Source organism: Cupriavidus basilensis OR16, from assembly GCF_000243095.1.
Taxonomy (GTDB): domain Bacteria; phylum Pseudomonadota; class Gammaproteobacteria; order Burkholderiales; family Burkholderiaceae; genus Cupriavidus; species Cupriavidus basilensis_D.
Genome location: NZ_AHJE01000044.1, coordinates 77210 through 94289 on the forward strand (window position 1 = coordinate 77210; position 17080 = coordinate 94289).

Genomic DNA, 17080 nt, shown 5'->3' on the forward strand with positions numbered 1-17080 from the left:
CCCGCCCGCCAGCGTGTGGCGCCGCACGTTACAGCGGGGCGCCGGGGGTGGGCGAGCCATTGCCGCCACGGTATAGTGGACCGTTGCCCCTGCGGCGGCAGGGCGAGGCCACCGAGGGCTCCCATGCGCACCCCCAATTCATGAAACTGCCCTCAATTTCGCCAGTTTTGCTGTCCCTGCTGGTCGCCGCGGCAGGCGCCCTGGCGACTGGCGGCGCCTGGCGTGGCATGCATACGCTCGAACGCGAGGTGGTGCGCGACGACGGTGGTGCGCGACGATTTCGAGGCGGTGTTCTCGCCGGTCTTCTCCGCCTTGCAACGGCGCCTGCAGGACAACGAGCAACTGCTGCGCGGCACCACCGGGCTGTTCGCCGCCGATCCCGCCCTCACCCGCGCGCAGTGGCGCAGCTACCTGTACACCACCCAGCTGGATGACCTGCCGCCCGGCACGAATTCGATCGGCTATGCGCGCCTTACCCCGCCCAGGGAGCTCGACTGGCTGGTCGAGACGATACGCCGCGAGGGCCAGACCGGCTTCGAGGTCTACCCGCTGGGCCCGCGCGACGTGTATGCGCCCGTTGTGTACGTCGAGCCCTTTGCCGGGCGCATCACGCGGGCGCTTGGCTTTGACATCATGTCCGATCCCGTGCGGCGAGCTGCCGCCGAGGCTGCCCGCGATAGCGGCGAGGCGCGCCTGAGCGGCGGCGTGGAACTCACGCGCGAGAACGAAGCACAGGCACCGCAGCGTGGCGCGGTGCTGTACCTGCCGGTGTACGGCAGCGGCCTGCCCCTGAATACCCCCACCCAGCGGCAGCAGGCCGTGACCGGCTATGTCTACACGTCCCTGCGCCTGGAAGACTTGCTGCGCGGGGTCAGCCTGCCCGCGGCCGGCACCCTGTCGCTGCAACTCTATGAAGGACGCGACACCGCGCCCAGCGCGCTCCTGGCCGGTGACGCCGAGCCCGTGCCGCCTGACGCGCCGGTCCCGGCGCCGCTGTTGCAGGTCGAACGCGAGCTGACCTATGGCGGCAGGGTCTGGACCTTGCGCGGCGCCACCACGCCGGCCTTCGAATCGGCGCATCGTCCGCGGCGCTCGAGGCTGATACTGGCTGGCGGCACGGCAGGCACGCTGCTACTGGCCTGGATCGTGTTTGGCCTGGCGCGCCAGCGCCGCAAGGCGTGGCAGCTCGCGGCGCGTGCGCGCCAGGGCCGGCAGGCGGATGGCGCCTTGCAGCGCGCGGGCCTGGCCAGCGCCAGCGATGCCTTCCTGGTATGCGATGCCGGTGGCCGTGTCCAGATCGCCAGCGCGGCGGCCACTGCGCTGTTCGGCAAGACCGCGGACCAGCTCCCCGGCACCGTGATCGCCACCTTGCTGCCCGATGCCGCCACGCTGGCCGCGACGGCGCTGGAGGGGCGGCTGGAGAGCCGCGCCCGCCGGTCCGACGGCACCCTCATTCCCGTGCGCGTGGCGGTGGCGCCGGTGCCCGCCGCCGGGCCCGGCCGGGTGTTGTGGGTGGTGACCGACCTGAGCGCCGTTCGCCGCGCCGAACTGGCGGCCGCCGACGCGGCGGAGCGCAGCGCGCGCGTGCTCGATCACACCGCGCTGTGCGTCATCACCTTCGACCGCAACGGCACGGTGACCGACATCAACCGCGCCGGCCAGCGCATGCTGTGGTACCAGGCCAGCGAGGTGGCCGGGCGCATGCGTTATCTGGACTTCCTCGACCCCAAGGAAGTGGTGGCGCGCGCTGCGGCGCTCACCAACGAGCTAGGCGAGCCGGTGACGCCCGGCTTGGCCGCAGTGGTCGGCAAGGCCCGCCTCGGGCTGGCCGACGAGCAGGAGTGGACCTATGTGCGCAAGGGCGGCTCACGCCTGCCGGTGCAACTGACACTGACCGCGCTGCCTGAAGCACGCGTGTCCGGCGGCAGGGGGGGCGCGGCGGAGCCGGCCTTCGCCGGCGAGGCCGGCATCGGTGGCCTGGACGGCGGCGGCTATCTCGCCATCGCGCATGACCTCACCGAGCGCAAGCGCGCCGACGAATACATCCGGCACCTTGCGCATCACGACGCACTCACGGGCCTGCCCAACCGTGCCCAGCTCCATGCGCGCACGGAACTGGTGCTGCAGCGCGCGCTGCGCAAGGGCGAGCGCATCGCGCTGCTATTGCTCGATCTCGACCAGTTCAAGCGCATCAACGAATCGCTCGGCCACCACATCGGCGATGAGGTCCTGCGCATCGTGGCCGATCGTCTCAAGGCCGCGGTGCGCCACGCTGACCTGGTCGCCCGCATGGGTGGCGATGAGTTCGTGGTGGTGCTTGACCCGTTGAGCCAGGACAGCGAGGCGGAGCTGGTCGCGGCCAAGATCCTGGCCCGCTTGTCCGAAGACCTGCAGCTGGGCAACCAGCGCCTGCGCGTCACGCCCTCGATCGGCATGGCGCTGTGCCCTGACGACGGCGATAACCTGGCGGACCTGCTCAAGAACGCCGATGCCGCCATGTACGCGGCCAAGCGCCGCGGCGGCGCGCAGCTAAGCCGCTTCTCCAGCGAGATGGCCGAGGCATCGATGGCACGTTTCACCATCGAGGGGCTGTTGCGGCGCGCGCTGGCCACGCAGGCGTTCAAGCTGCGCTACCAGCCCATCGTCGACACGGCCACGCTGCGCATTACCGGTGTGGAAGCGCTCATTCAATGGGAGACGCCCGAGCGCGGTGTGATCCCGCCGACAGAGTTCATCCCGATCGCCGAGCAGAGCGGCCTGATCATGCCGCTGGGCGAGTGGATCCTGGCCACCGCCTGCCGCGAGATCCAGCAACTGCGCGGCGAGCTTGGCATGGAGCTGCATGTGGCGGTGAATATCTCGCCGCTGCAACTGCGCCAGGAAGGGTTTCCCGCCATGGTCACGCAGTGCCTGGCGGCCGCCGGGCTGCCAGCTTCGAGCCTCACCATCGAGGTGACGGAGGGCATCCTGATCGAGGGCGGCAGCAAGACCATCGACACCTTCGAGCGTGTGCGCGCGCTCGGCGTGGGGGCGGCCGCCATCATCACCCTTGGCCACCAGTTGCACTTGCAGGTGGTGGCCGAAGGCGTGGAGTCTCCCGAGCAGTTCGCCTTCCTGCGCGAGCACGGCTGCGATGCCGTGCAGGGCTACCTGTTCTGCCAGGCGGTGCCGCTCGCCGGCCTGATGGAGATCTGCGCGGCGGGCGGGGAAGCTACCATGCAGGCCTACGCGCGACGGGTGCCGGCCGCACACTGAGGCGCATCCCCAAAATCCGCCAATACCTGCATCGGGATTCTTTGCCCAACTGCCACACGGCTGGCATGCGCCTCCCCTATGCTGCCCGCTGTTATCAAAGCGCAGAGGGTTGTTCATGCAAGCAGGTGAGTCCGCGCCAGGCCGCGCGTTCCTGGCGGTCGAGCAGGTAGGCAAGCGTTTCGGAGGGGCGGGAGGGTTCCAGGCGCTGGACGGTGTTTCGCTGTCGGTGGCGCAGGGGGAGCTGCTGTGCCTGCTGGGCCCGTCGGGCTGCGGCAAGACCACTTTGCTGCGCATTATCGCGGGGCTGGAGCGCGAGGACACGGGACGTATCCGCGCCGGCGGGCGCGAGCTGACGGGCTTGCCGCCGCAGGCGCGCGACTACGGCATCCTGTTCCAGTCCTATGCCCTGTTTCCCAATCTGTCAGTCGCCCAGAATGTGGCCTACGGGTTGCAGGGCCGGGGCATGGGCCGCGCGCATCGCGAGGCCCGCGTCGAGGAAATGCTGTCGCTGGTTGGCCTGGCCGGCAGCGAGCGCAAGTTTCCCGGGCAGCTCTCGGGCGGGCAGCAGCAGCGCGTGGCACTGGCGCGCGCGCTGGCGCCGGCACCGTCGCTGTTGCTGCTCGATGAGCCGATGTCGGCACTCGATGCGCGGGTGCGCGAGCACCTGCGGCTGGAGCTGCGCCAGTTGCAGCGGCGCCTGAACGTCACCACCGTCATGGTCACGCACGACCAGGATGAGGCCATGGCCATGGCGGACCGCATCGCCGTGATGGAGGGCGGGCGCATCGCCCAGGTTGGCACCCCCGGCGAGATCTACGAGCGCCCGGCCTCGGCCTTCGTGGCCGAGTTCATCGGCCAGGCCAACTGGCTGGCGGGCCGGCTCAGCGGGCGCGATACCTTCACCGTGGGCGAGCTCGATCTGGCCGTATCCCCGGCCCGCGCCGGCGAGGTGGCCGATGGCGCCGCCCGGCTGTGCTGCCGCCCGGAAGCCATCCGCCTGCACCCCATGGAAGGCGAGCCCAACCGCCTGCTGGCGCGCATTGTCGACCAGACCTATCTGGGCAGTCGTTACCGCCTGATGCTGGAGGCCGACCGCTTGCCAGGCCAGACGCTGTTTGCCGACGTGCTGCGCGAGGAGCGCCACCTGCTGCCGGCACCGGGCAGCCACAAGTTCTGGGTGTCCCTGCCTAGCCAGGCGCTGCAGGTGTTCGCATGACGCCCGCATTGCCAGCGGCCGGCACGAAGGCCGAGACCGATGCTGCCGCCATTGCCAGTCGCGCGCGTAGCGCCGGCAGCGCGGCGGACCGTCTTGCCCACGGCGCCCCCGCCGCGATGAAGTGGCTCTGGCTTGCCGGGCTGGCCGTGGCGCTGGTATTGCCGCTGCTGACGCTGTTTGGCCAGGCGTGGTTCGATGACGCCGGGCGTTGGGCCTTGCCGGCGCGCGCGGCCGAGCTGGTCGCCAATCCAAATTTCCTGCCGCTGCTGGGCCGCAGCGTGGCCGTCTCGCTGACCGTGGCCGCGCTGGTGGTGCCGCTGGCCTTCGGGTTCGCCTACGCGCTGCAGCGCTCCCGCATCGCCTTCAAGCCGCTCTGGCGGGGCATTGCACTGCTGCCGCTGTTTGCCCCCTCGCTGCTGCCGGGCATCGCACTGGTCTACCTGTTCGGCAACCAGGGTGTCTTCAAGGGCGCATTCGGCGCGAGCGGCATCTATGGTTTCTGGGGCATCGTGTTGGGCGAGGCCTTCTACACGTTTCCGCACGCGCTGATGGTGCTGATGGCCGCGCTCTCGCTGGCCGACGCACGCCTGTACGAGGCTGCGCGCGCCATGGGGGCCTCCGCCTGGCGCACCTTCCTCACGGTGACCCTGCCGGGCGCGCGGCACGGCCTGTTTGGCGCGGCGTGCCTGGTGTTTACGCTGGTGGTGACGGATTTCGGCGTGCCCAAGGTGGTGGGCGGCGGCTATCCGGTGCTGGCGCTGGAAGCCTACAAGGCCGTGGTGGGGCAGCAGCAGTTCGCGCGCGGTGCCCTGATCGGCATGCTGTTGCTGTTGCCGGCGCTGCTGACTTTCGGCGTGGACATCGCCATGCAGCGCCGGCAACGCGCGCAGATGTCGAGCCGGGCCCAGGTCTATGTGCCTGGCCGCGACCCGCTGCGCGACACGTGTTGCACGCTGGTGGTGATGGCGATCGGCGCAGCCTTGCTGACCATGCTGGCGGCGGCGGTGGGCGCTTCGCTGGTCAAGCTGTGGCCGTACAACCTGCAGCTGACACTGGCGCATTACGACTTCGACAATATGGATGGTGGCGGCTGGCTGGCCTACCGCAACAGCCTGCGCCTGGCCGCGCTGACCGCGCTGGCCGGCACGCTGGCGATCTTCTTCGGTGCGTGGCTGACCGAGCGCACGCGCGGGCCGGCGTGGTTGCATGGCGTGCTGCGCGCCGGCTTCGTGTTGCCGATGGCGGTGCCCGGCCTGGTGCTCGGGCTGGGCTATGTGTTCTTCTTCAACGCGCCGTCCAATCCGCTGCACACGCTCTACGGCACCATGACATTGCTGGTGATCTGCAACGTGGCCCACTTCTACACCACCGGCCATCTCACCGCCGCCGCCGCGCTGCGCCAGCTCGACACCGAGTTCGAGGCCGCCGCGCTGTCGCTCGGCGTGGCGCCGCTGGTCACCTGCTGGCGGGTGACGGTGCCGATCTGCCTGCCCGCGCTGATCGATATCTTCCGCTACCTGTTCGTCTCGGCAATGACGACGGTATCCGCGGTGATCTTCCTCTACAGCCCCGATACCGTGCTGGCCGCGATCTCGGTGCTGAACATGGACGACGCCGGCGACACCGCTCCCGCCGCGGCCATGTCCACACTGATCCTGCTGACCTCGGCCCTGGCCTGCCTGCTGCTGATGGGCGCCGCGCACGGCTGGCTGCGCCGCACGCAAGCCTGGCGCGCGCCGGCGCATTGATTCGCCGCCGCTCGCAAGCCCCGGTTCCACGACACCCGTTCCATGACACGCCCACGACACCCGTTCCATGACACGCATTTCACGACACGCCATCCAAGGAGAAACCATGCCTCACCTGTTCCGCACTGCCACCGCCGTGGCCGCCTTCGCGCTGCTGGCCGGCGCCGCCCATGCCAATACCGTGCTGACGGTCTACACCGCGCTGGAAGCCGACCAGATCGCCGCCTACAAGGCCGCGTTCGAGAAGGCCAACCCGGACATCGAGATCAAGTGGGTGCGCGACTCCACCGGCATCGTGACCGCCAAGCTGCTGGCCGAGAAGGCCGCGCCGCGCGCCGACGCGGTGTGGGGCCTGGCCGGCTCGAGCCTCGCCATCCTCGACAAGGAGGGCATGCTGCAGCCGTACGCGCCGAAGAACCTGGCCGCGGTGGACGCGCAATACCGCAGCGCCGCCAACCCGCCGGCGTGGGTTGGCATGGACGTATGGGGCGCGGCAATCTGCTTCAACACCATCGAGGCGCAAAAGCAGGGCTTGCCCAAGCCCACGTCGTGGGCCGACCTGACCAAGCCGGTATACGCCGGCAAGATCGTCATGCCCCATCCGGCGTCCTCGGGCACCGGCTACCTGGACGTGAGCGCCTGGCTGCAGATGATGGGCGAGCAAAAGGGCTGGTCCTACATGGATGCCCTGCACAAGAACATCGGCCTGTATACGCACTCCGGCTCCAAGCCCTGCAAGATGGCGGCGCAGGGCGAGTTCCCGATCGGCATCGCGTTTGAATACCGTGCGATGAAGTCCAAGAAGGAAGGCGCGCCGATCGACATCGTGCTGCCGTCCGAAGGTCTGGGCTGGGACATCGAGGCCACCGCGATCATCAAGGGCACCAAGAACCTGGATGCGGCGCGCAAGCTGGCCGACTTCTCCGCATCCACCGAAGCCATGGCGCTGTACGAAAAGAATTTCGCGGTGCTGGCCATCCCGGGCATCGCCAAGCCGGATCCGCTGCTGCCGGCCGACTACGAGAAGCGCCTGATCAAGAACGACTTCACGTGGGCCAGCGCCAACCGCGACCGCATCCTCGCCGAGTGGAGCAAGCGCTACGAAGGCAAGGCCGAGAAGAAGTAAAAGCAGGCGGCTAGCGTCAGGCCGGCAAGCCCGGGCAAGCGGTGCGCAACCCGGCGCGTATCGATTGCCTGGGCTGTTTCATTGATGCAAAGCATGGTGGTCCACGCAGAAACGGGTACGTTATTCGTCGCATGAGGAGTTGCGGCAAAGCGACTCCGTTTGGGCATTTTGGGTGGGGCAGCGTGCGGGGGAAATGCGAAGAGAGGCGAGGCGAGGGCGTGAGCGCGGACTCACGCCGCCCCGATGCGAGCGCCGGGCGCTGCGCAAAAGCGGCCGAGCCTGGCCGCCGTGCTGGCAATCAGCTGTGGGACACTTCCGAGGGATCGTTACGCGAGTGCAGGCGGCGATACAGGTCGTCCACATGGCTGCGGCTGCTGCGCAGCTCTTCCCGCCCACGTTCCGTGATCAGGTAGACGCGCCCGATGCCGTCACGCAGGACACTCTCCATGTAGCCTTCCATCTGCAAGGCACGCAGCAAGGGGCGGACGGTGCCAATGTCCACCTGGAAGCCGTACTCCATCAGCATCTCGGCGAGCATGGCCACGGTGGCCGGCACCTCGACGGCAAATTGGAGGACGTAAATGCGGGCTAACAAGCCAAGGAACTGTCGTTTCATGACGCAGCAAACGCGTCATCTCCCATTGCGGTTGACGTTGTTTTATAGTTGTGAACCGTGCGCCGCAAAAAAAGAAGCCGCCACGTGAGTGGCGGCTTGTCGGGAATGCGTCGGAGGGGTCAATTAACTCTGGCGCAGATCAGATTTTAAAATAACTTAATACAACTTGTCACGCACCTAACATAGCTGCCCCCACTTTAGAGGGGGGTCGTCGTTGTGAATATGCAAGAAAGTGCGCAGTGCGCTGCTTAATGGCCTGTGCAGCGGACAAGGAGATGTCCGAAACCAGCTTGCGGCCACACTGGCACAGGGGTTTAATCCGGGCACGCCATCCTCGCCTTCCCTCCCCACCATGAAACTCGCCGACCTGATTCGCCTGCTCAGCCTTGCCGCCATCTGGGGCGCCAGTTTCCTGTTCCTGCGGATCAGCGCGCCTGTGCTTGGGCCCCTGACCACCGCATTTCTTCGTGTACTGATCGGCGCGCTAACGCTTGCCGCCTGCCTGGCGATGATGCGCGTGCGCTGGGACATGCGCGGCAAGTGGCGCCAGGTCATGGCCCTGGGCGTGATCAACTCTGGCATCCCGTTCACCATGTACGCTTTCGCGGCGCTGTGGCTGCCGGCAGGCTACTCCGCGGTGTTCAACGCCATGACGCCGCTGATGGGCGTGCTGATCGGCGCATTATGCTTTAGCGAGCGCCTGACGCTGGCCAAGGCCGGCGGGGTTGTGCTCGGCGTTGCCGGCGTGGCGGTGCTGACCCGCACCGGCCCGGTGGCGTTTTCGCCACAGGTGATGCTCGGTGCCGCCGCCTGCCTGGTGGCGACAGCATGCTACGGTCTAGCGGGCTTCCTCGCGCGGCGCTGGATCACCGCGCAGGGCGGGCTGGACGCCCGCCTGGTGGCAGTGGGCAGCATGGTTGGCGCCACGCTGTTCCTGCTGCCGTTCAGCGCGGTTGCGCTGATGCGCGAAAACACGCTGCCGGCCGCCGGCCCAGGCGTGTGGATGGCGATGCTGGGGGTGGGGATGCTCTGCACGGCGATTGCGTACATCCTGTACTACCGCCTGATTGCCGACCTGGGCCCGGTCCGCTCGCTGACCGTGACCTTCCTGATCCCGCCGTTCGGCATCCTCTGGGGCGCCATCTTCCTTGGCGAGCAGTTGTCGTGGGCGCACGCCGGCGGCGGGGCGTTGATCGGGATGGCGGTCTGGCTGGTACTGCAAAAAACGTCTGCATGTACTTGCTGTTGGTCCAGGTCAGTCCAGGCCCCAAAGTGAATAGCCACTTACCCGCTGGCAGGCTGAACAGTACATCTCCATTCGCAATCAGGCCCTGACCCTGGCCCGCGATATCCTGCGCCACATCCGCCGAGAACGTCACGAACGACACCTGCGCCTGCGCAAACGCACGCGCCCGCATGGTCATGTTGACGTCACCCAGGCCGTTGAGCCGGCTGTCATTCTTGCTCTTGCGCCAGGTTGGATCGAACTGGAAATCGGCGCCGATCTGCCAGATATCGTTGTTCACCGCGTAGACCCCGAGCAGGTCGAAGCCGCGCGAGAAGAAGCGGCCGCCGTAGTCGATGTCCTGGTAGACGATGGGATAGACGAGCGAGCTGCGGGAGCCGGGAAAATCCGGCGAAACGTAGATGCCGGGGCCGGCGGAGATCTTCCAGTTACTGACGGGAGCGGTGTTGGCTGGGACGTCAGGCGCCGCCCAGGTGGCTGTGGTACCCAGCGTGAGGGCTAAAGCCAGGAGTGCGCCGCGGGGCGCGAAGGGGATGGGCATTTGGACGCGAGGCGGATTTGGGGGGCCGCGCTGCGCGCGCGGGCTTAGCGGGGGATTTTAACTGGAGGGGTTGGGGCAGGGGGACTTTGGTGCGGGGAGTGGCTGAAACCGCAACTGCGCAAAAAAAAAACTGGCCGGCCCAGAACGGGCTTGATGCCGCGTTCGCGTAGCTTCTGACGATGCAGTTCGGCATCGTAGCCGCGATCGGCGTAGATGAATTTGGGCTTCTGAAGCGGTGGAATCGCGACGCCGAGCGGCAGCAGGCCGGGCCGGGCGCCCCAGGCCGGCGGTACCCGCACCGGGACGTCATCGTCGCCCGGTAATACATTCCGCCACGGAATAAATCGCCACCGATATTTCATTTTGGCGCGGGCCCGGCGGCGGCCATACTGCGGGCACAAGATGGCACACCGCGAGACACGGCGCCAAAAGGGGCGCCTTGCCGGCCCGGACAGAATGCCGCTCCAGCACTACCCATCCCCAGGAGGAATACCCCGATGACTTCGTTCGCGCGCCACCCTGTCGCCACCCTTGCGGGTGCCATCCTCGCCGTAGCGGCGTGGATGCCTTGCGCTCATGCCGCCTGGCCCGAGCGGCCCGTCCGGCTGATCGTACCCACCGCGCCGGGCGGATCGCCCGACTTGCTGTCCCGCCTGCTTGGCAACGAACTGTCCAAGCGGCTGGGCCAGCCCGTCGTTATCGATAACCGGCCGGGCGCCAGCGGCAATATCGGCATGCAAGCGCTCTTCGCCGCCACGCCCGACGGCTATACCATCGCCTACGGCAACAACGCCACGCTCGCCACCAACCGCGCGCTCTACGGCAAGTTGCCCTACGACCCCGACAGGCTGGTGCCCGTGATCGGGCTGGTGACCACCGTCAACCTGCTGGTGGTGACGCCGGCACTTCCGGTGAAATCGGTGCCGGAGCTGATTGACTATGCGCGCAAGCATCCCGGCGAGCTGTCGATGGGTTCGGCGGGCAACGGCACCACAGGCCATCTGAGCGGCGAACTGTTCAAGACCCTGACCGGCGTGCAGATCGTGCACGTGCCATACAAGGGCAGCGCGCCCGCCATCCAGGATCTGCTTGGCAACAATGTGCAATTGATGTTCGACAACATCCCCTCGATCGGGCCCAGCGTGCAGGCTGACAAGGTGCGCGCGCTCGCGGTGACCTCGCTCAAGCGCTCGCGGCATTTCCCGCAGGTGCCCACGCTCGATGAGGCTGGCGTGAGGGGCTACGAAATGACCGCCTGGAGCGGCCTGGTGGCGGCGCCCGGGACGCCCGCCGAGGTGATTGCACGGCTGAACCGCGAGGTCAACGAGATCCTCAAGGAGCCGGCCTTCCGCGCCCAGCTCGACAAGCTCTCGTTCGAGCCGCTTGGCGGCACGCCGCAGCAGTTCCAGGCCCTGATCTCATCCGAGACCAGGAAGTTTGCCGAGGTGGTCCGCAAGAGCGGCGCCCGGATCGATTGAGTGCACTTGCCATGACCGTCATGACCGAATCCTCCGACTTGCCAACCTTTGACCTGCTGATCCGCGGCGGCGACCTGATCGACGGCACTGGCGCGCCGCGCCGCGCGGCAGACATCGGCATTCGCGACGGCCTCATCGCTGCCATTGGCGACCTGTCGGGCACCGGCGCGCGCGAAACCATCGACGCCACCGGCCTGGTCGTGGCGCCAGGCTTCATCGATAGCCACTCCCACGACGACTGGATGGTGTTCAGTTCGCCCGCGATGGCGGCCAAGGTCACGCAGGGCGTGACCACGGTCATCACCGGCAATTGCGGCATCAGCCTGTTCCCGCTGGTCACCGAGGAGACCCCACCGGCCCCGCTGAACATGATGCGGGGCGGTTACCGCTTCGATTCGGTAGGCGCCTATCGCGAAGCCTTCGCACAGCAGCCGGCGGCAGTCAATGTCTCGGTGCTGATTGGCCAATCAACACTGCGAGCCCGGCATGTTGCCGACCTGCAGCGCGCGGCCAATGACGAAGAAATCGCTGCCATGCGCGACGACGTGGCGCGTGCCATGCGCGAGGGCGCCATCGGCGTGTCCACCGGCACCTTCTATCCGAATGGGGTTGCTCGCGGCGCGAGGCTGCCGATGCCATGGTGCCAGGCGGTGCGGTCTACTTCATCATGCACGAGGACGATGTCCGCGACATCCTCAGCTACGCTGACACCATGGTCGGCTCCGACGGCATTCCCTACGACGAAACGCCGCACCCTCGCCTGTGGGGTACATTTCCGCGCGTGCTCGGGCTGTATTCGCGCGACCTCGGCCTGTTCCCGCTAGAGCGTGCGGTCCACAAGCTGACCGGCCTGCCGGCGCAGCGCTTCGGGCTCGAGGGGCGCGGCGTGCTGGCCGCGGGCAAGGTCGCGGACATCACCGTCTTCGATGCCGCACGCATCGAGGACCGTGCCACCTTCGAGACACCGCAGGCGCCCTGCGTGGGCGTGCGCCATGTACTGGTAGCGGGGCGGCCGACGCTCGCCGAGGGTACGCCGACCGCGCAGCGTCCCGGGCGCTTTGTGACCTCGACGCTGGTGTCGGCCACGCCACAGGGCTAGCACTTCTTGCGCGCCGCGCCCACGCGCAACACATCAAACGCATCGACGCCGGAATGCCCGTGTCTTCCGGCGTCCTGCATGCTGGCCGTCAACACACACACACACACACACAAGAGTTCCCAATGGACCTGCCAATGAAGAACCATTTGAGCCGTCTGTTCCTTGCCGCGACCTCCCTTTCCCTGCTGGTATCGCTAGCCGCCATAGCGAAAGTGCCCGCCCCGGCTGCCAGCACGCGCGACGACGTTTTCGAGCGCACCATCGACGAACTCCAGGCGGCGCAGGCCTCCGGCAAGACAGACTCGCGCCGCCTGGTGCAGGCCTACCTGGCGCGCATTGCCGCTTACGACCAGGCTGGCCCTGGCTTGAACGCCGTCCTACGCCTCAACCCTGCCGCGCTGGCGCAGGCCGACGCGCTCGACCGCGAACGCCGCACCAAGGGCCCGCGCGGCCCACTGCACGGCATTCCGGTGCTGATAAAGGACAACTTCGACACCGCCGACATGCCGACCTCCGGCGGCGCGCTGGCGTTGGCCACCCTGCAACCCGCCGCCGACGCCTACCAGGTGCGCCGCTTGCGCGAAGCCGGAGCGGTGATCCTCGGCAAGACCGCCATGCACGAACTGGCGGCTGGTATCACCACGGTGTCGTCGTTGACCGGCGCCACTCGCAATCCATATGACACCAACCGAGTGCCCGGCGGCTCTAGCGGCGGAACAGCAGCGGCTGTGGCCGCCAGCTTCGCCGCGGCCGGCATGGGCTCGGACACCTGCGGCTCGATTCGTATCCCGGCCGCAAACCAGAACCTAGTTGGCCTGCGCGTAACCACCGGGCTGTCCAGCCGCGCTGGCGTGATGCCGCTATCATCGACGCAGGACGTGGCCGGCCCGCTGGCGCGCACTGTGACCGACTTGGCGGTAATGCTGGACGCTACCGTCGGCGCCGATCCAGCCGACCCGGTCAGTGCCGACTCAGCCGGCCATATTCCCACCAGCTACCGCGACTCCCTGCGTGTCGACGCACTCAAGGGTGCCCGCATTGGCGTGCTGCGCAGCCTATTCGGAAGTGCTCCGGAGGATGAGGAGATTGGCGGGATTGTGCGCAAGGCGGTGGACGCAATGCGTGCGCAGGGCGCCGAGGTGGTGGACGTGACGGTGCCCGACCTGGACGCACTGCTTGCAGACAGCAGCGTGATTGCCTACGAGTTCAAGTTCGACCTGGCCGACTACCTGGCGCAAGAGCCTAACGCACCGGTGCATTCACTCGGCGATATTCTCGATCGCGGGCTACAGCACGTTCAACTGGACGCACCACTGCGTCTGCGCAACCAGCCCACCGTACGCGACAGCGAGGCCTATCGCCAAGCGCTTGCGAGGCGCGCCACGCTACGCGCGTCCGTGCTCGCCGCGCTGGCTGCGCAGAATGTGGATGCGCTGGTCTACCCCTCGCTGCGCCGCAAGCCTGTGCGCATCGGAGAGGCCCAGACCGGCGCCAACTGCCAACTGAGCGCGAGCACCGGTCTGCCTGCCATCGCCTTGCCCGCTGGCTTCACGAGCGATGGCGTGCCAGTCGGCATGGAAATGCTGGGCGGCGCCTTTGCCGAGCCGCGCCTGCTTGCGCTGGCCTATGGTTGGGAGCAGGTCGCACAGCCACGTCGCGCGCCGTTCAGCACGCCGCCGCTGGTGGACGGCCGCGCACCGCACCCGTTGCACGGCGACGCGCGCATCGCCCAAGGGCATGGTGCCACCGCCGACGTGCGCCTGCGCTACAACTTACTCAGCGGCGAGTTGCATGTGGCCGCCCGCACACAGCGGGCGGTCCCGTCCGACGTGATCGCCATTACCCTGCAGCGGGGAGACGGCGAGCGAGCGGGCCCGGTGCTGGCAGTTCTGGCGCGCAGCGGCCAGTTGAATGGTGACAGCACGCTGACCCTGCGTGGCCAGGACCGCGAGGACCTGCTGGCTGGCAAGCTCTACGTGCATCTTTACACGCGCGCCTCGCCGCTCGGAGCCGGGCGCGCACAAGTTCGCTTGATGCGCTGAAGACGTCGGAAGTCAACGCGCTTCCGACAGGGCGCGTGCGGCATGTGCCGCGCGCGCCCTGTACTATGATGTCGCATCATTCGCATCGCCATTGGCGGCCATGGCCGATTGCCGTCCGGGGACCATCAAATGAGAAGCACCAGCGGCAGGCACCTGCCTGCCCTCACCCATCTGGTAGCGTTCGAAGCCACGCTACGCCTCGCCAGCGTGACCGAGGCCGCCGAGGAGTTGTGCCTGACCCAGAGTGCTGTCAGCAAGCAACTCACGGAACTGGAGGACTACCTTGGCGTGCCGATGCTGCAACGCCGTAAGGGCGCAGTGACACCCACCCAGGCTGGAGAGCAATACCTGCACGCGGTTCGGCGGGTCATCGCCGATCTGGAGGAGGCGACACTGGAAGTGATGACGGGTCGCGGCCGCGGAGGGCGGCTCGATATCTCGGTGCCGGTGTCGTTGGGTAATATCTGGCTACTGCCTCGCCTGCTGCGCTTTGCCAAGCAGCATCCCCAGATCCAGGTCAACGTCACCACCAAGGTCGGCCCCGTCGACTTGCGCGCCTCCCGCCTCGACGCCGCCATCATGTACTGCCGTGGTCCTGCCGAAGGCCACTTCGGTGTCAAGCTGATGCCGCTAGCCCTGTTCCCCGTATGCGTACCCGAACTCCTCCAGAGCGGCGAGAGCGGCGAGGCCGCGCTGCAGCGCCTGCCGCTGCTGCACCAGACCGCCGCACTGGAAGCCGACCGCCGCACTGGAAGCCTGGACCGCCTACTTCCGGATCATCGACATGACGCCCCCGCGCGTGCTGCGCGGCCCTCGCTACGCGCTGCTGACCATGGGCCTGCAGGCCGCGCTGGGCGGGATGGGCGTGGCCCTGCTGCCAGAATACGTGACCGGCGAAGACCTGGCCGCCGGGCGGCTCGTGCGGCTGTCGCCAGCCACTTATATCTCGCCCAAAGCCTATTACTTCGTCTGCCCGCAGGAGAAGTGCAACAGCCCCGCCGTCCAAATGTTCATTTCGTGGCTGCTACAGGAAACCGGAGGAAGCGCGCAAGACCAGGCATCCGGTGCGCACAGCCTTGGTGACCTGCCGACGTCACTGCTGTCCGACCAGCAGTTGCCAACCTGGACAGGCGCAATGGGTAACCATCGGGTCTGAAGCCCCGGGGACAATGAACCGCTGCTTCCAGCGCCGAAGCCGCGTCGCAAAAAGCATCCGGGCCGCCTTCCGGTTTCGGACTGGCGGCGTTCATGCCAGGCCCAGGCCGGATTCGACCATGTTCATCCGCTCGACGTTGAACCGCTCCCGCACCATCACCACCACCCCGCGAGCCAGTGGCAAGCCCCTGACCGCTTCTTCCTCGCTCCTCCCGGGAAAGTCCACCTCCGCGCTCCAATTGCACCCGGTGTGATCCGGCCGGTGCACGCACACCGCATGCAACTGGCAGTCCTGGCATCCGGGTTGTTCCCGCAGGCAATCGTTGAGCAGGCGCTTGAGCTCGGTCAGGGGTTTGGTCTGGCGATCCATGATGGACTCCGGTTGCGCGCCGGCGCCCGCTGCAGGCGGGCGCCGGGCGAGGCCGAGGTTCCGGGAACGGGCGGTGGTGGAACGAGGGCCGTGTCAGTTGATGGATTTGTCGGCCCGGCATTCAGGGCAAAGGCCGTACAGCACCAGCATGTGCTCGCGCAGCACGAAGGCATTGGCGCTTGCCACTTCGCGTTGGCGGATTTCGATGGCTTCGTCGCGAAATTCCTCGACGCGGCCGCAGGCTACGCAGATCAAATGGTCGTGGTGGCCGCCTTCGTTGAGCTCGAACACTGCGTGATCGGCTTCGAAGCTGTGGCGCAGCAGGATATTGGCCTGCACCAGCTGGTTGAGCACGCGGTAGATGGTGGACAAGCCGGCATCGACTTCCTGCGCCAGCAGGATGCGGTAGACGTCTTCGGCGCTGAGGTGGCGCCGCGGGCTGGCGCGGAAGACTTCCAGCACGCGAACGCGTGGTGACGTTGCCTTGAGTCCGGCGCGCTTGAGGTCGATGGGTTCGGTACTGTCGGGAGGCATCAGCATGCTGCGGCTTCGCGCCCGCACGGGGCGCATCAATCGGAAATGAAGGTGCTCGGGCCGGCCGCGCCGTCGCGCGCATTGGGCGGACGTTCGCGTCTCCAACCGTAGGAGTGCAGCGGGCGGCTTCCTGGAAGAAAGGCCGCCCGATGCTGCAAGCCGTGGTGCACGGCTCGCGGAATAAAAAGATGGCTTGGCTTGTCGGTCGAAGTGCCGATCGGGAAAGCGGGGTCTGGTTGCTTTCCCGATCCTCCGGTGACTGGCTACTGCCAAACGCTCCGCGGTACGGAGCGGTCCCCACAAAAGACGGTGATGGATGCCGCGTTGCGACACCGCAAAATTCTGGTTGCCGCGGACTTGCCGCTGGCCTTGCTGTGTTCTGGTGCCTGGCGCCAGAGCTTGTCTTGCTTGCCTGCGTCAGTCAGTGAAGCCATGGTAAATGGGAATTAATCTCATTACAAGGGAAATTTTCAACTTATTTCGAGCGGGCTTTGGCGGCCAGGTGGCCACCGGTCGCGCGGACGCGCAGGAAGAAACGCCGAGGAAGAAAATCGTGCGCCGGGCAATGGGAAAGTCCCCGGCGCACGAGAAGCGCGCAATGCAGCGCGAGATGGCGGCGCCCGGCATGCCGAGCTCGGGGCGCCGCTAGTTGTT

General features: G+C 67.3%; 12 protein-coding genes and 4 pseudogenes. 11 read left to right on the forward strand and 5 right to left on the reverse strand.

Features of this window, described 5'->3' with window-relative positions:
• Window positions 1-222: 222 nt before the first annotated feature.
• The 4 genes from OR16_RS16630 (at window position 223) to OR16_RS16645 (ending at window position 7345) form a co-directional block, all read left to right on the forward strand.
• Window positions 223-3255: a bifunctional diguanylate cyclase/phosphodiesterase gene (locus OR16_RS16630; RefSeq protein ID WP_100227898.1), complete on the forward strand. Its 3033-nt coding sequence runs from the start codon at window positions 223-225 to the stop codon at window positions 3253-3255.
• Between the two features lie 115 nt (window positions 3256-3370).
• Window positions 3371-4471: a putative 2-aminoethylphosphonate ABC transporter ATP-binding protein gene (locus OR16_RS16635; protein WP_043420064.1), complete on the forward strand. Its 1101-nt coding sequence runs from the start codon at window positions 3371-3373 to the stop codon at window positions 4469-4471.
• The gene (locus OR16_RS16640) at window positions 4468-6219 is read left to right on the forward strand and encodes a putative 2-aminoethylphosphonate ABC transporter permease subunit (RefSeq protein ID WP_006159107.1); all 1752 of its coding nucleotides are present in this window, start codon (window positions 4468-4470) and stop codon (window positions 6217-6219) included. The genes OR16_RS16635 and OR16_RS16640 overlap by 4 nt, the downstream gene beginning before the upstream one ends.
• A 106-nt stretch (window positions 6220-6325) precedes the next feature.
• A complete protein-coding gene (locus OR16_RS16645; RefSeq protein WP_006159108.1) occupies window positions 6326-7345 on the forward strand; it encodes a putative 2-aminoethylphosphonate ABC transporter substrate-binding protein in 1020 nt (339 codons plus the stop codon).
• Between the two features lie 298 nt (window positions 7346-7643).
• Here OR16_RS16645 and OR16_RS16650 read toward each other — a convergent pair whose 3' ends face one another.
• Entirely contained in the window at window positions 7644-7961 is a 318-nt protein-coding gene (locus OR16_RS16650; RefSeq protein WP_006159109.1) for a PadR family transcriptional regulator, read from the reverse strand.
• Between the two features lie 352 nt (window positions 7962-8313).
• Here OR16_RS16650 and OR16_RS16655 point away from each other — a divergent pair, with 352 nt between their 5' ends.
• Window positions 8314-9237: a DMT family transporter gene (locus OR16_RS16655; RefSeq protein ID WP_006159110.1), complete on the forward strand. Its 924-nt coding sequence runs from the start codon at window positions 8314-8316 to the stop codon at window positions 9235-9237.
• Here OR16_RS16655 and OR16_RS41340 read toward each other — a convergent pair.
• Window positions 9227-9748: pseudogene (locus tag OR16_RS41340) on the reverse strand (MipA/OmpV family protein); the annotation flags it as partial. The gene OR16_RS16655 and the pseudogene OR16_RS41340 sit on opposite strands and share 11 nt — an antisense overlap.
• Window positions 9749-9882: 134 nt before the next feature.
• Window positions 9883-10011: pseudogene (locus OR16_RS42905) on the reverse strand (IS5/IS1182 family transposase); the annotation flags it as partial.
• Window positions 10012-10245: 234 nt separating this feature from the next.
• Between OR16_RS42905 and OR16_RS16660 the strand changes: the two are divergent.
• From OR16_RS16660 to OR16_RS47300, 5 genes and pseudogenes are all read left to right on the forward strand, one after another.
• Complete coding sequence (locus OR16_RS16660) at window positions 10246-11226, forward strand: Bug family tripartite tricarboxylate transporter substrate binding protein (protein ID WP_006159112.1); 981 nt, start codon at window positions 10246-10248, stop codon at window positions 11224-11226.
• A gap of 20 nt (window positions 11227-11246) precedes the next feature.
• A pseudogene (locus OR16_RS16665) lies at window positions 11247-12325 on the forward strand (N-acyl-D-amino-acid deacylase family protein).
• A gap of 134 nt (window positions 12326-12459) precedes the next feature.
• The gene (locus OR16_RS16670; RefSeq protein WP_202801084.1) at window positions 12460-14367 is read left to right on the forward strand and encodes an amidase; all 1908 of its coding nucleotides are present in this window, start codon (window positions 12460-12462) and stop codon (window positions 14365-14367) included.
• Between the two features lie 129 nt (window positions 14368-14496).
• Window positions 14497-15027: pseudogene (locus OR16_RS47295) on the forward strand (LysR family transcriptional regulator); the annotation flags it as partial.
• A gap of 124 nt (window positions 15028-15151) precedes the next feature.
• Complete coding sequence (locus tag OR16_RS47300; RefSeq protein WP_050983001.1) at window positions 15152-15523, forward strand: LysR substrate-binding domain-containing protein; 372 nt, start codon at window positions 15152-15154, stop codon at window positions 15521-15523.
• Between the two features lie 90 nt (window positions 15524-15613).
• On the opposite strand, the gene OR16_RS16680 is transcribed toward OR16_RS47300, so the two are convergent.
• Window positions 15614-15892: a hypothetical protein gene (locus tag OR16_RS16680; protein ID WP_006159114.1), complete on the reverse strand. Its 279-nt coding sequence runs from the start codon at window positions 15890-15892 to the stop codon at window positions 15614-15616.
• Between the two features lie 93 nt (window positions 15893-15985).
• Window positions 15986-16432 (reverse strand): ferric iron uptake transcriptional regulator, encoded by a 447-nt coding sequence (fur, locus tag OR16_RS16685; protein WP_006159115.1) that lies wholly within the window; start codon window positions 16430-16432, stop codon window positions 15986-15988.
• Between the two features lie 433 nt (window positions 16433-16865).
• On the opposite strand from fur, the gene OR16_RS16690 reads away from it, so the two are divergent.
• Window positions 16866-17075, forward strand: coding sequence for a hypothetical protein (locus OR16_RS16690; RefSeq protein ID WP_006159116.1), 210 nt, complete (start codon window positions 16866-16868; stop codon window positions 17073-17075).
• The last annotated feature ends 5 nt before the right edge of the window (window positions 17076-17080 follow it).